Here is a 13830-nt window from a genome sequence, read left to right as displayed (position 1 = left end):
GTTTTATGTTTTTTGGTAGCAGGCTGATGGTGGTTGTTGAATAGCCTTTCTCGGCATAGCGGTTGGTTAAATCGCGGATAAGAGCAAAAAGCTCCGGGCTGCCAAGTTCACGGTTCTGGTAGGCGGCTAGAATGTCGTCCGCGTCGACGGCCAAACTGGCAAATTCGCCGGTATCGATATCTATTTTGTGGATAAGAAATTTGGGTCCGGCTTCTTGCGGAATTTGCTCGGGGGCGGGAGTAGGCCCTGGCGCTGGTTGTAATACCGAACCGCGACGATTTTTGTCCAGTTGACGATTTATTTCTTCCTGCTGACGTTGTTTATTTTGTAGGTCGATTTCCCGGTCAAAGGGGCTAACCGGAGGTTGCCCTTCTTGTGCGTGGACGCAGGTGCACAACAAGCCCGTGGCTGCGCTTAACAGTGCCGACTTTACTGCTGCTTGTAAAAGAGGGCGTTTGGCGGCGTTAGTGCTTTTGCTTGTTGTACTTGTTTTCATGGTTTAATTTGTGCGTGAAATAAACTCCTATTTTTAATTTGATAAAAAACTTTTTATATAATTTGCTTCGGTCAACAATGTAGGTTCTGGCTTACGTGGGTGTAAGTTCTGATAAAGTTATCTGCCTATATGTTTCCATCAAGCCGTAAGAGCAGGCGCATAGTGTTGTTTGGCGGGTGGTTGCTGGGGAGGCGAGAGCCGGCGTTGCAGCAAGGTAAGCCTGGATATTCGCGATACGCTGCATGGGCAAAGAGAGTCAGTACTAAAGTTCCACAAAGCTGTTTGCGTTAAGTCCAACTAGACCAATGTCGGATGCCGTGCGGCACAGAAACGTCTAAGCTCGAAAGGCCGCTTGTACGTCCATCCATTCGGAGTTTTCCATGAACAATAACAATAGCGTCTTACGCCACCTGCCCTGGGCAGTGTTGGCAGTAGTGGGCGCGGGTGCCTTGGGTGTCGTGGCTTTACGCCGCGGTGAAGCGATTAACGCGTTGTGGATAGTAGTGGCCGCTGTGGCGCTCTATCTGGTTGCGTACCGCTACTACAGTTTGTTTATCGCCAATAAGGTGATGCAACTGGACCCTAACCGGGCCACCCCCGCTGTATTAAACAATGACGGTCTGGACTATGTGCCGACCAACAAACACATCCTCTTTGGCCATCACTTTGCTGCTATCGCCGGCGCCGGGCCGCTGGTCGGTCCGGTACTGGCTGCGCAGATGGGCTATCTGCCTGGCACGCTCTGGCTGATCGCGGGGGTGATTCTCGCCGGTGCGGTGCAGGACTTTATGGTGCTGTTTATTTCCACGCGCCGTAACGGCCGCTCGCTGGGTGAGCTGGTGCGCGAAGAAATGGGCCAGGTGCCCGGCACCATTGCGCTGTTTGGCGCCTTCCTGATCATGATCATCATCCTCGCGGTGTTGGCGCTGATCGTGGTGAAAGCCTTGGCTTCCAGCCCATGGGGCATGTTCACCGTGATGGCGACCATTCCGATTGCGATGCTGATGGGCTTGTATATGCGCTATGTGCGCCCGGGCCGCATTGGCGAGATTTCCATCGTCGGCCTGGTGCTGTTGCTCGGTTCGATCTGGCTTGGTGGCCAGGTAGCCGCCAGCCCGGAATGGGCGCCGGTGTTTACCTTTAACGGTATTCAAATCACCTGGATGCTGATCGGTTATGGCGCCGTGGCGTCGGTATTGCCGGTGTGGCTGCTGCTGGCCCCGCGTGATTACCTTTCCACCTTTCTGAAAATCGGCACCATCATCGCCTTGGCCATTGGCATTTTGGTGGTCAACCCTGACCTGAAAATGCCGGCGCTCACCCAGTTTGTCGACGGCACCGGGCCGGTGTGGAAGGGCGGTCTGTTTCCGTTCCTGTTCATCACCATTGCCTGCGGTGCGGTATCGGGCTTCCACGCGCTGATTTCTTCCGGCACCACGCCCAAGCTGTTGGCTAACGAATCCCACGCGCGCTATATCGGTTACGGCGGCATGCTGATGGAGTCCTTCGTCGCCATCATGGCGATGGTGGCTGCGTCGGTGATTGAGCCGGGCGTGTACTTCGCCATGAACAGCCCACCCGCGGTGGTGGGTGCAGACGTGGCGTCCGTGGCGGCAACTGTCAGCAGTTGGGGTTTCCTGATTACGCCGGAGGCGTTGGAAGCCACCGCGCGAGATATCGGTGAAACCACCATTCTGGCGCGTGCCGGTGGTGCGCCGACGCTCGCGGTGGGTATTGCACAGATCCTCCATCAGGTGCTGCCGGGTGAAAACACCATGGCCTTCTGGTACCACTTCGCGATTCTGTTTGAGGCGCTGTTTATCCTCACGGCGGTGGATGCCGGTACCCGCGCGGGACGCTTTATGCTGCAAGACCTGCTCGGCAACTTTGTGCCGGCCTTGAAGAAAACCGACTCCTGGGTGGCCAACATCATCGCCACGGGCGGTTGTGTGGCGATGTGGGGCTGGCTGCTGTACCAAGGCGTGGTCGACCCGCTGGGCGGCATCAATACCTTGTGGCCGCTGTTTGGTATCTCCAACCAGATGCTCGCCGGCATCGCCCTGATGCTGGGCACCGTGGTGCTGATCAAAATGAAGCGCCAGCAGTACGCCTGGGTGACCATTATTCCGGCTGCCTGGCTGCTGATTTGCACCACCACCGCTGGCCTGATCAAGCTGTTCGATAGCAACCCGGCGGTAGGTTTTGTCGCCCTGGGTCGCAAATACAGCGATGCGTTGGCAGCCGGGCAGGTGATTGCCCCGGCCAAAGACGCCGAGCAAATGCAGCACGTGATCTTTAACGCCTACACCAACGCCACCCTTACGGTGCTGTTTCTGTTCGTGGTATTTAGCGTGCTGTTCTACGCGATCAAGGTTGGCCGCGCGGCGTGGGTAAGCCCGCAGCGCACCGACAAAGAAACGCCGTTCGAACCTATCCCGCACATTTAAGTGTGGCGCGGGCCGGTGTTATGCCGGCCCGCCTTATCGAGGAAAACGCCATGTTCAATGACCTGAGTCGCATGGGCAAATACCTGGGGCAGGCCGCGCGCATGCTGGTAGGCATGCCTGACTACGACAACTACGTCGAGCACATGGGCAACAAACACCCCGACAAACCGGTGATGACCTACGAGGAGTTTTTCCGCGAGCGTCAGGAAGCCCGTTACGGTGGTGGCAAGGGGCGGCCGATTCGCTGCTGCTGATAGCTCCAGTCAGACCCTCGCGCCACGCTCGTCGTGGCGCGTTTATTTTCGGTTCCAGACTTTCAAGGTTTATTTATGGCAGTAGCCCAACCCATCCCCGTCACCGTACTCAGCGGTTTTCTCGGCGCCGGCAAAACCACGTTGCTGCGCCATATCCTCAAGGCCGAACACGGCTTGAAGATTGCGGTGATCGAAAACGAGTTCAGCGAAACACCGATTGATGGCGAGCTACTCGGCACCGAGCCGGTGCAAGTGATGACCCTGGCCAACGGCTGTGTGTGCTGCTCCATTCATGTTGAGCTGGAAAAGGCCCTGTACCTGCTGCTCGACCGCCTCGACAGCGGCGAGCTGGCCTTCGACCGCTTGGTGATTGAGTGCACCGGCCTGGCCGACCCGGCGCCGGTGGCACAAACCTTTTTCGCCGATGAAGAGCTGTGCGAGCGCTATGTGCTCGACGGCATTATCACCCTGGTGGACGCCGCCAACGCCGAGCGCCACCTGGCCGAACCCATTGCCCAGGCGCAGGTAGGTTTTGCCGACCGCATTTTGGTGAGCAAGCGCGACTTGGTTGACGACGCCCATTTCACTGCCCTGGAACAGCGCTTGGCGCGCATCAACCGCCGTGCGCCGATTCGGCTGGTGGAGCATGGCCGTATTGATTTGGCTGAGCTGCTGGATGTGCGCGGTTTTAACCTGAATGCCGATATTTCACCGACCATCAGTCTGCGGCCATTAACTGCCGCCGCCAGCCCGGACCGCATCGGCACCCTGGTGCTGAAAAGCGATAAGCCGTTGGATATCGACAAACTCAGCGCCTTTATGGAAGGCCTGTTGGAAGAGCATGGCAATTCGCTGCTGCGCTACAAAGGCGTGCTGGATATCGCCGGGGATGAACGCCGTATGGTGTTCCAAGGCGTGCTGCGCTTGTACGGTTTTGACTGGGACCGCGAGTGGGCAGATGGCGATGTGCGTGAAAGCGTGATTGTGTTTATTGGCGACCAACTACCCGAAGAGCAGATTCGCGCCGGCTTTGCTGAGGTGGCCGCCTAGTCGGCGTGCCGATTCGCGCACGTTGTACGCCGGTAAATGGGCTGGTGCGCACAGCCCACCCTACGGGCCGTTTGCTTTGTAGGGTGGGCTATGCGCACCAGGCGATGGCGTGACATACGCGCTGGTGCGCACCGGGTCTTACAGCCCGTTAATCACCTCAGCATGGTGGCAAGCCACTTGCCGCTCATCCAGCACGCGCAACTGTGGCTCCTCGGTACTGCAGCGCTCGGTGGCATGCGGGCAGCGTTTGTGGAAGGCGCAGCCGCTTGGTGGGTTTAGCGGGTTAGGCAATTCGCCAACAATCTTGATTTTCGGCTTGAGCGGGTCCGGGTGAATGGTCGGGGTCGCCGACAGCAACGCCTGGGTGTAGGGGTGCAGCGGCTTGGCGTAAATCTTTTCCTTGGGCCCCATTTCCGCCGGGCGGCCGAGGTACATCACCAACACGTCATCAGCCACATGCTGCACCACCGCCAGGTTGTGGCTGATAAACACATACGCGGTGTTGAACTCGGCTTGCAGGTCCATAAACAGGTTGAGCACCTGGGCCTGAATCGATACGTCCAGCGCCGAGGTTGGCTCATCGGCCACCAGCACTTTCGGGTTGAGCATCATCGCCCGCGCCAGGGCGATACGCTGGCGCTGCCCACCGGAAAACATATGCGGGTAGCGCTGGTAATGCTCGGGGCGCAGCCCCACTTGCTGCATCATCGCCTGCACTTTTTCCCGGCGTTCGCTGCGCGACAGGTTGGTGTTGATCACCAGCGGCTCGGCCAACTGGTCACCGACTTTCTGTCGAGGATTCAGCGAGGCATACGGGCTTTGAAACACCATCTGCACATCGCGGCGCAGTTGCTTGCGCTCGGCCTTGCTGGCGCCATTCACTTCCTGGCCGCCAATCTGCAGCGAGCCGGAGGAGGGCTCCTCAATCAAGGTCAGGGCGCGGGCCAGGGTCGATTTACCGCAGCCCGACTCACCCACCACTGCCAGGGTTTTGCCGGCCTGTAATTCAAACGACACGCCATTCAGCGCGCGCACCAAGGCGTGACCTTTAAACAGGCCACGGGACACTTCGTAGTGACGGGTTAGGTCGCGAGCAGTCAGTACCACACTCATCGTGCTGGCTCCTGGTTGGCCAACGGGGCTGGCTGGTTAAGCGGGAAGAAACACCGCACTTCGCCCAACGCACTTGGGTCCAGCGTTGGTCGCACATCGCGGCATTTCTGCTGCACATACGGGCAGCGCGGTGAGAGCAGGCAACCCTGTGGTCGGTCGTAGCGGCCGGGCACAATCCCAGGCAACGTGGCCAGGCGTTTGGCGCCCTGGCTGTGCTCGGGAATTGCCGCTAATAGCGCTTCGGTGTAGGGGTGCGCTGGGGCGTCGAATAGTGCCGGCACCTGGCCGACTTCCACCGCTTGCCCGGCATACATCACGCACACGCGGTTAGCGGTTTCGGCGACCACGGCGAGGTCGTGGGTGATCAGTACCAGGGCCATATTCTGGTCGCGTTGCAGGTCGAGCAGCAGGTCCATGATCTGTGCCTGGATGGTCACGTCCAAGGCCGTGGTCGGTTCGTCGGCGATCAGCAGTTTTGGTTCGCCGGCAATGGCCATGGCAATCGCCACGCGCTGGCTCATACCGCCAGAGAGTTGATGCGGGTAGGCGTTCAGGCGGCTGGCTGCGCCGGGAATTTCCACCCGCTCGAGCAGCTCCAGCGCACGTTGCCGTGCCGCTTTGCCGGACAGGCCCAGGTGCTGGCGAATCACTTCTTCAATCTGAAAACCGACGGTGTAGCTGGGGTTAAGCGCGGTCATTGGGTCTTGAAAGACCATGGCCAAATCCTTGCCGACGATCTTGCGCCGCGCCCGACCTTTGAGCATAAGCATGTCGTTGCCATCAAAGCTCAAGGCGTCGGCCTTGATAATGCCGGGGGCATCGATCAGGCCCATCAGCGCCATCATGGTCACCGACTTGCCGGAACCTGACTCGCCAACAATCGCCAGCACTTCGCCCTTTTCCACACTCAGGTCGAGGCCATCGACCACGGGTACCGCATTGGCGTCGCCGAAGCGCACGCTCAGGTTTTTTATATTCAGCAGGCTCATGACAGGCTCCTCAAACGGCATTCTTGAGTTTCGGGTCGAGCGCATCGCGCAACCCATCGCCCATCAGGTTGATTGCCAGCACGCTGAGCAAAATGGTCAGCCCCGGCAGGCTCACCACCCACCAGGCGCGCTCAATGTAATCACGCGCCGAAGCCAGCATGGTGCCCCACTCAGGCGTCGGCGGTTGCACGCCCAGGCCCAGGAAGCCCAAAGCGGCCGCATCGAGAATCGCCGAGGAAAAACTCAAGGTCGCCTGCACAATCAACGGCGCCATGCAGTTGGGCAGCACGGTGATAAACATCAGGCGGAACAAACCGGCGCCAGCCAGGCGTGCCGCTGTTACGTAGTCACGATTGAGCTCGCCCATCACCGCCGCGCGGGTCAGGCGCACATAGGAGGGCAACGACACCACGGCAATGGCGATCACGGTATTGATCAGGCCAGGGCCGAGGATGGCAACAATGGCCACCGCCAGCAGCAACGAGGGCAAGGCCAGCATCACGTCCATCACGCGCATGATGGTGGGGCCGAGAATGCGCGGGAAAAAGCCGCCGACCAAGCCGAGGAAAATTCCCGGAATCAGCGACATCAGCACCGAGGCCAAGCCAATCATCAGCGACAGACGCGCGCCGTGAATCAAGCGCGAGAGCAGGTCGCGACCGAGTTCATCGGTGCCCAGCAGGAATTGGATATTGCCGTCTTGCAGCCACGAAGGCGGGGTCAGCAGGTTGTCGCGAAACTGCTCGCTCGGGTCATGGGGCGCTACCCACGGTGCGAACAGCGCGCAGAACACAATCAGGAGCATAAACAGCAGGCCAGCCACGGCGCCTTTGTTGCGCGCAAAGTGCTGCCAGAATTCTTTCAAAGGCGACGGATAGAGCGTGCTCGGGTCGGCCAATGGAGTTGCAGTAGTCATAGTCAGGCCTCCCTTAACGTTGATGGCGAATGCGCGGGTTGGCCAGGCCGTAGAGGATATCCACGACGAAGTTGACCAGAATCACCAGGCAGGCAATCAACAGGATGCCGTTCTGCACCACCGGGTAGTCGCGCGCGCCAATCGACTCGATCAGCCACTTGCCAATGCCCGGCCAGGAAAAAATGGTTTCGGTAAGCACCGCACCGGCCAGCAGCGCGCCGACTTGCAGGCCAAACACGGTCAGTACCGGAATCAGCGCATTGCGCAAACCGTGGACAAAAATCACCCGGCTTGGCGACAGGCCTTTGGCCCGCGCGGTACGCACATAGTCTTCACGCAGCACTTCAAGCATGGCCGAACGGGTCATGCGCGCGATCACAGCCAGCGGGATAGTGCCCAGCACAATAGCCGGCAAAATCAGGTGGCGCAGGGCGTCGACAAAGGCGCCTTCTTCATCGCTGAGCAGGGTGTCGATCAGCATAAAACCGGTTTTCGGTTCGATGTCGTAAAGCAGGTCGATGCGCCCGGACACCGGGGTCCAGCCCAAGCCTACGGAGAAAAACATAATCAGCAGCAAGCCCCACCAGAAAATCGGCATGGAATAGCCCGCCAGCGAAATGCCCATCACCCCGTGGTCGAATAACGAGCCGCGCTTTAACGCCGCAATCACGCCCGCCAACAGCCCTAACGTGCCGGCAAACAACAGCGCTGCCAGGGACAACTCGAGGGTGGCGGGAAACAGGGTGAGAAACTCATGCCACACGCTTTCGCGGGTGCGCAGCGATTCGCCAAGGTTGCCCTGGGCCAGGTCGCCAATGTAGTTGAGGTACTGCTCGTAGAGCGGCTTGTTCAGGCCCAGGCGCTCCAGCGCTTCGGCATGCATCACCGGGTCTACGCGGCGCTCACCCATCATCACTTCTACCGGGTCACCAGGGATCAGGCGAATCAGGGAAAAGGTCAGCAAGGTGATGCCGAAAAACGTGGGGATCAGTAACCCCAATCGTCGGGCAATGAAAGTGAGCATCGCGGGGTGTAACTCCTCATCTCTGTCATCAGCCGGTTAGGCATTGCCCGGCTGCGCAACGGTTTAGCAGCGCCGGGCGTTTTTTATTGGCTTCGCTTGGGTGGTGGCGAAGTGGTTTGCAGCAGGCTGAGGGTGCAGCCTGCTCATCACGGTAAAACCTGCGGTTGGGGGGCGACCCCTTTGAACCGCAAGATGATTTCACATAGAGCCCTGGAGCTGCGGGCGGTTCAGTCCCGTCGCGCGTGCCGTCAGGCTGTATTCGAACGTTGATGCAATTTTCGCCGTTTTCCGGCTTGGCAAAACTAAGCATAGGCGTCAAAAACTTATCTGATTCGCCCGTTATCCCCATGGGAACCGCAAGAAATAAGCCCTGTTCCCCGATCTTTTCCGATTTTTCCTCGCCGTTTCTTTCAAGGGGCCCGGCGCTCGACCTTGGCGAAGTTATTCGAACCCATGGGGCTAAGGACAAAACCCTGCACATTGTTACGAATCACGCTGAACTGCTTGGGGTGGGCCAGGGGAATCCACGGCGCTTGCTCATGGAAAATTCTCAGGGCTTGGCGATACAGGTCGGCGCGCTGGGTTTGGTCGCTGATGCCACGGGCCTTAGTAATCAAGCTGTCGAACTGTTTATTGCACCAGCCGGCCTGGTTCTCGCCGGCTTTGGCGGCGGCGCAGGAGAGGTTGGGGGTGAGGAAGTTATCCGGGTCGCCGTTGTCGCCGGCCCAGCCCATAAAAATCAGATCGTGCTCGCCGTTCTTGGCGCGCTTAAGCAATTCGCCCCATTCGTACACGCGGATAGTCGCGTTGATGCCGAGCTTGGCGAGGTCGTCCTGCAACAGCTGAGCGCCAATGCCGGGGTTGGGGTTGGTTGGGCCGCCGCCGGGGCGGGTCCAGATGGTCAGGTTAAAGCCCTTATCCTGGCCAGCGTCTTTGAGCAATTGCTTAGCGCGGGCGAGGTCATGGGGCCAGTCCTGAATCGTCGGGTCGTTGCCCCACAAGGTCGGTGGGTAGGGCGCCATGGCCGGGCTGGCGCCGCCTTCGCCAAATTGCGCGCGCACATACACGGCTTTGTCGAAGGCCATATTGATCGCCTGGCGCACGCGCACATCGTCCAGCGGCGGATGGCGGGTGTTGATGCCCAGGTAGGCGATCAGCAGTGAATCCAGCTCCAGCACCTTGAGGTCGGGCTCGTTACGCAGAGCGGGAATATCGGTGGGCCGTGGGTACACAGCCACTTGGCAGTCATCGGCCTTTAGCCGCTGCAAACGCACATTGGGGTCGGGGGTAACGGCGAAAATCAGCCGCGCCAGTCTCGGTGCCCCATCCCAATAATCCGGGTTACCCCGGAAGCGGATTTGCGCATCTTTGCTGTAGCGCTCAAACACAAACGGTCCGGTGCCAATCGGCTGGCTATTGAGCAGTTCGGTTTTACCGCTGGCCAGTAATTGGCTGGCGTACTCGGCGCTATAGATGGAGGCAAAACCCATGGCCAGGTCGGCGAGAAATGGTGCTTCCGGATGCGTAAGGGTAAACACCACGGTATGCGCATCGGGCGCTTCAATACGCTTAATCAAAGCGGCCATGCCCATGGATTCAGCATAGGGAAAGCCCCGGCTGGCCAGCTTGTGCCAAGGGTGCCCTGGGTCGAGCTGGCGCTGGAAACTCCAGAGCACATCCTCGGCATTAAATTCGCGGGTCGGCGTAAACGCCTGGTTGCGGTGAAACTTCACACCCGTTCGCAGGTGCAAGGTGTAGGTCAGGCCGTCGTCGCTGATGTCCCAGCGTTCGGCTAACCCCGGCGTCAGTTCGGTGCTGCCAGGGGCGAAATTGATCAGGCGATCAAACACTGTTTCAGATGACGCATCGGCAGTGGTCGCCGCGGTGTATTGAACGATATCGAAGCCTTCGGGGCTGGCTTCGCTGCACACCACCAGGGTTTGTTCGGCGGCGGTGGCAAGGGTGGGGAAACTCAGAGGAACAAACAGGGCGCAGAGCAGGAAACGGCATTTCCAAACAGTCATAACGGCCCCCCAATAAAAAACCGCCTGGGGCTGCCCAGGCGGTTTCAGGTTACTTACTTCTCTACGCTAACGCCGTAGAACGAGTTCAGCGCGAATGGGCTGATCTTGAAGTCCTTAACGGTTTTGCGCATCGGCTGATAAACAGTCGAGTGGGCGATTGGGGTGATTGGCACCTGCGCCTTGAGGATCTGCTGCGCCTGCTTGTACAGCTCAGTGCGCTTGGCTTGATCGGTGGTGCGCTTAGCGGCCTTGATGGCTTTGTCGTAGTCGGCGTCACACCACTTGGAGTAGTTGTTGCCGTCTACCGCATCGCAGCCGTACAGGGTGCCCAGCCAGTTGTCCGGATCACCGTTGTCGCCGCTCCAGCCAATCAGCATGGTGTCGTGTTCACCGGCTTTGGCGCGCTTGAGGTACTCGCCCCACTCGTAGGTGACGATCTTGGCTTTGATACCGACCTTGGCCCAGTCCGACTGGAGCATTTCGGCCATCAGCTTGGCGTTGGGGTTGTACGGGCGCTGAACGGGCATGGCCCACAGGCTGATCTCGGTGCCTTCGGCCACGCCTGCTTCTTTAAGCAAGGCCTTGGCTTTTTCCGGATCGAAGGCCGGGTCTTTGATGGTTTCGTCATACGACCATTGGGTCGGCGGCATGCCGTTTACGGCCAACTGGCCGGCGCTCTGGTACACCGCGTCGATGATGGCTTTTTTGTTGACTGCCATATCCAGTGCCTGACGCACTTTCAGCTGGTCCAACGGCTTGTGCTGCACGTTGTAGGCGATATAGCCGTCGTTAAAACCGGCTTGTTCCGGCATAACAATGTTCGGGTCTTTCTTCAGCGAATCGAGGTCAGCCGGGCGTGGGTTGAGGGTGATCTGGCACTCGTTGGCCTTGAGTTTCTGCATACGTACCGAGGCGTCGGTGACGATGGAGAAGATCAGGTTGTCGATCTTCACGTCTTCCGGCTTCCAGTATTCCTTGTTGCCGGTGTAACGGATCTGCGCGTCTTTCTGATAACGCTTGAACACGAACGGGCCAGTGCCGATGGGCTTCTGGTTGATGTCGGCGGCTTTGCCTTCTTTCATCAGCTTGTCGCCGTACTCGGCGGACTGGATATCGGCAAAGCTCATGGCCAGGTTCTGGATAAACGCGGCGTCGACGTTGGCCAGGGTGAATTTCACGGTCTTGGCGTCGACTTTCTCCAACTTGGCGATGTTGGTGTCCATGCCCATGTCGGTGAAGTACGGGAACTCAGTGGGGTATGCCTTACGGAACGGATGGTCCTTGTTCATCATGCGTTCAAAGGTGAACAGCACGTCGTCGGCGTTGAACTCGCGGGTTGGCTTGAAGTACTCGGTGGTATGGAACTTCACCCCTTCGCGCAGGTGGAAGGTGTAGGTGAGGCCATCGGGGGTAACGTCCCAACTGGTGGCCAGGCCCGGTACTACGGCGGTGCCGCCACGCTCGAATTGAGTCAGGCGGTTGAAAATGGTTTCGGCGGCGGCATCGAACTCAGTGCCGGCGGTGTACTGCGCGGCATCAAAGCCGGCAGGGCTGCCTTCGGAACAAAACACCAGGGTGCTGGCGGCTTGGGCGAAGGGGGCGCTGGCGAGCAATCCGCTTGCGAGTACCAGAGGAAGGGCAACTTTCTTATGCATGGTGGCCTCAAGTTGTTGTCGTTATTCAGCTCGGCCTGTTGGGCCGATTCCATGGAAACTATGCAGGGCACATGCCCACTGCAAGCTGCATAAGGCAAAGAGTGTAGAAGCTGTGACGGTATCGTCTGCGGATGTCGCGTTTTTGTAACTCTGCGCAGGATGACCGAGTGGTCGAGGAAGGCGGGGTAATGAAACAGGGGGGCGAGTGCTTCTGAACGGAGCACTAAAGGGGAACGAAAGACTCGTAGGGTGTGCTATGCGCACCATAGCGTACACACGGTAATTGTTGGTGCGCACAGCACACCCTACGGTAGAGAAGAGCCGTTACGGCATCTGCACTTCAATCACGCCGTCGGCGGCTACGGTCACTTCGCTGGTGCCCGATTCAATCTCTTGCGGCGCGGCTGATTTCGACATCATCGAGGAAGCCATGGCGTCCATACGCATCGGTCGAATCGGTTGGAAACCGGCGCTGTTGAGGTTCAGGCTGACCAGTTTGTAGCTCTTGCCACCGACTGCGGCGGTGGCGATATCGGCGCGGGCTTTAAAGGCGGCGACGGCTTCTTTGAGCAGCTCATCTTCACTTTTCTTGCGGGTGGCGTTGGAGATGGCGAAGTCCATATTGCCCATCTTCAGGTCTTTCAGCAGGTCGGCAGTGAGTTTGGACAGCGCCGCAAAGTCGGCACTTTCCAGACGGATTTCACCGCGCTCACGCCAGCCGGTGATTTGCTGGCCGTTGTTGTCGTAGATCGGGTAGCTGTTGCGGCTGCCGAGTTTGACGCTAACACCCTTGGCCTGACGCGCGCGTTCAATGGCGATGTTCAGGGTTTCGCTGGTGTCGGCGGCGAGTTTGGCCGGGTCGCTGTTTTGCGTTTCGGTGTAGAGGGTGACGTTCATCAGGTCGTGGGCGACGTCCTGGCTGACTTCGGCACGCAGGGCGACCTGGTTGTAGCGGGCGTCGTCGGCAACGCTTGGCAGGCTGACCAGGGTGGCCGAGCACAGGGCAATAGCTGCGGTAAGACGGCTGAGGGAAGACATGCGAACTCCTTGTTCGGGCAGGGGGGAACTTCAAGGCTAAGACTCTAGCGTTACAGCGGCGGTTCCGTCACGTCGCCAGCAACGTACGTGGGTGCCCGTAGGGTGTGCTGTGCGCACCGGCTTTTGCTGTTTACCTTTCGCGCAACGCCTGCGCACTGTTTGCCCACACGCCACCAAGGCTTGCTTCGATAAACGCTGTGCGGCCCGTTGCCGCAGTTGGCACTGTTTGTCGCACCGCTGGTTATACTCGCCCGTCATTTGGAGCACTCATTAGGAGAGCTCATGCTCGCTCCCGTGTTGTTGCTGTCTGCTAGTCGCCAGAATCTGTGGCGGCTGAGTCTGATCCGTGTGTTGGTGCTGGCGGCGCAAGCCAGTTCGGTGGGCGTTGCCTATTTGATGGATCTGCTGCCGCTGCCGTGGTTGCCGTTGTGCCTGACGTTGGTCTGTTCGGCGGTGTTATGTATGTTTACGGCGCTGCGTTTGCGTGGCCCTTGGCCGGTGACGGAGCTTGAGTACGCGGTGCAGTTGGCGTGCGATCTGCTAATCCACAGCATGCTGTTGTATTACTCCGGCGGTTCGACCAATCCCTTTGTTTCCTATTATCTGGTGCCACTGACCATCGCCGCCGCGACCCTGCCGTGGCTGTATTCGATGTTTTTGAGCGGCCTGGCGCTGACCGGCTACACCGCGCTGTTGATTTGGTATCACCCCCTGCACCTGCACGGCGTGCAGCACGAAGCGATGCTGATCAGCCTGCACTTGTTTGGCATGTGGCTGAACTTCGCCCTGTCGGCGGCGTTTATTACTTTCTTTGTGGTGAAGAT

General features: G+C 59.0%; 11 protein-coding genes and 1 pseudogene. 4 read left to right on the top strand and 8 right to left on the bottom strand.

Features of this window, described 5'->3' with window-relative positions:
• Nucleotides 1–496: POTRA domain-containing protein (locus AAAB16_RS05395; RefSeq protein WP_340662413.1), on the bottom strand; the 496-nt coding region annotated here is incomplete at its 3' end.
• Between the two features lie 380 nt (nt 497–876).
• Between AAAB16_RS05395 and AAAB16_RS05390 the strand changes: the two genes are divergently transcribed.
• The 3 genes from AAAB16_RS05390 (at nt 877) to yjiA (ending at nt 4247) form a co-directional block, all read left to right on the top strand.
• On the top strand, nt 877–2943 hold the full coding sequence (locus AAAB16_RS05390; RefSeq protein WP_340662412.1) for a carbon starvation CstA family protein: 2067 nt from the start codon (nt 877–879) through the stop codon (nt 2941–2943).
• A gap of 50 nt (nt 2944–2993) precedes the next feature.
• Nucleotides 2994–3197 carry a YbdD/YjiX family protein gene (locus AAAB16_RS05385; protein ID WP_110617340.1) on the top strand — a complete coding sequence of 68 codons (204 nt, stop codon included), beginning with the start codon at nt 2994–2996 and terminating at the stop codon, nt 3195–3197.
• A gap of 75 nt (nt 3198–3272) precedes the next feature.
• Nucleotides 3273–4247, top strand: a complete 975-nt coding sequence (yjiA, locus tag AAAB16_RS05380; RefSeq protein WP_340662411.1) for a GTPase — start codon at nt 3273–3275, stop codon at nt 4245–4247.
• A gap of 138 nt (nt 4248–4385) precedes the next feature.
• Here yjiA and AAAB16_RS05375 read toward each other — a convergent pair whose 3' ends face one another.
• The 7 genes from AAAB16_RS05375 to AAAB16_RS05345 all read right to left on the bottom strand — a co-directional run bounded on the left by AAAB16_RS05375 (nt 4386) and on the right by AAAB16_RS05345 (nt 13006).
• The gene (locus AAAB16_RS05375) at nt 4386–5360 is read right to left on the bottom strand and encodes a peptide ABC transporter ATP-binding protein (RefSeq protein WP_340662410.1); all 975 of its coding nucleotides are present in this window, start codon (nt 5358–5360) and stop codon (nt 4386–4388) included.
• Nucleotides 5357–6349: an oligopeptide/dipeptide ABC transporter ATP-binding protein gene (locus tag AAAB16_RS05370; RefSeq protein WP_340662409.1), complete on the bottom strand. Its 993-nt coding sequence runs from the start codon at nt 6347–6349 to the stop codon at nt 5357–5359. The genes AAAB16_RS05375 and AAAB16_RS05370 overlap by 4 nt, the downstream gene beginning before the upstream one ends.
• Before the next feature lie 10 nt (nt 6350–6359).
• Nucleotides 6360–7265: an ABC transporter permease subunit gene (locus AAAB16_RS05365; protein WP_340662408.1), complete on the bottom strand. Its 906-nt coding sequence runs from the start codon at nt 7263–7265 to the stop codon at nt 6360–6362.
• Nucleotides 7266–7278: 13 nt separating this feature from the next.
• Nucleotides 7279–8289, bottom strand: a complete 1011-nt coding sequence (locus tag AAAB16_RS05360; protein ID WP_108096139.1) for an ABC transporter permease subunit — start codon at nt 8287–8289, stop codon at nt 7279–7281.
• A 410-nt stretch (nt 8290–8699) separates the two neighbouring features.
• Complete coding sequence (locus AAAB16_RS05355) at nt 8700–10313, bottom strand: ABC transporter substrate-binding protein (RefSeq protein WP_340662407.1); 1614 nt, start codon at nt 10311–10313, stop codon at nt 8700–8702.
• A 53-nt stretch (nt 10314–10366) separates the two neighbouring features.
• Entirely contained in the window at nt 10367–11968 is a 1602-nt protein-coding gene (locus tag AAAB16_RS05350) for an ABC transporter substrate-binding protein (protein ID WP_340662406.1), read from the bottom strand.
• 324 nt (nt 11969–12292) lie between these two features.
• Complete coding sequence (locus AAAB16_RS05345) at nt 12293–13006, bottom strand: SIMPL domain-containing protein (RefSeq protein ID WP_340662405.1); 714 nt, start codon at nt 13004–13006, stop codon at nt 12293–12295.
• A gap of 282 nt (nt 13007–13288) precedes the next feature.
• Between AAAB16_RS05345 and AAAB16_RS05340 the strand changes: the two are divergent.
• Nucleotides 13289–13830, top strand: a pseudogene (locus AAAB16_RS05340) (sensor histidine kinase); the annotation flags it as partial.

The sequence above is a fragment of the Pseudomonas sp. genome (assembly GCF_037994325.1).
Classification (GTDB): domain Bacteria; phylum Pseudomonadota; class Gammaproteobacteria; order Pseudomonadales; family Pseudomonadaceae; genus Aquipseudomonas.
Note: the sequence above shows the minus strand (reverse complement) of the source record. Positions and strands in the feature narration are given on the sequence as shown.